The organism is Paracraurococcus ruber (assembly GCF_004353985.1).
In the GTDB taxonomy this organism is placed as follows: Bacteria; Pseudomonadota; Alphaproteobacteria; order Acetobacterales; family Acetobacteraceae; genus Paracraurococcus; species Paracraurococcus ruber.
On record NZ_SMOA01000745.1, the window covers coordinates 1 to 300 of the forward strand.

At 63.7% G+C, this 300-nt stretch carries 1 pseudogene; it reads right to left on the reverse strand.

Going from position 1 to position 300, the window contains the following annotated elements:
- Window positions 1–85: 85 nt before the first annotated feature.
- Window positions 86–300 (reverse strand): annotated as a pseudogene (locus E2C05_RS33960) (hypothetical protein); the annotation flags it as partial.

The following is a 300-nucleotide window of genomic DNA, read 5'->3' on the forward strand; positions in this document are numbered from 1 at the left end:
CCGTGCCGGAGAGTAGCTGGTCCAGCAACTCATCGGCGATATGTGGCGCTTTCCTTCGAGCCATGGGGGAGGTCCTTCCTTTCCCTCATGACCGGCAACACACGAAAATGCCGACAGTCCCCACCATGTTGGTGGAGGCGCCGGTCTCGTCGAGGAACACGAAGCGCGCCGGATCCATATAGCGCTGCCATACCCGCCATTGATCGCGCCGGTCGGCGATGTCCGGCCGGTCCTGCTCAGCGGCCCTCAGCGACTTTTTTTGTGCCGCAGGCCGAGCCGGCGCAGCGTCGACCAGACAGT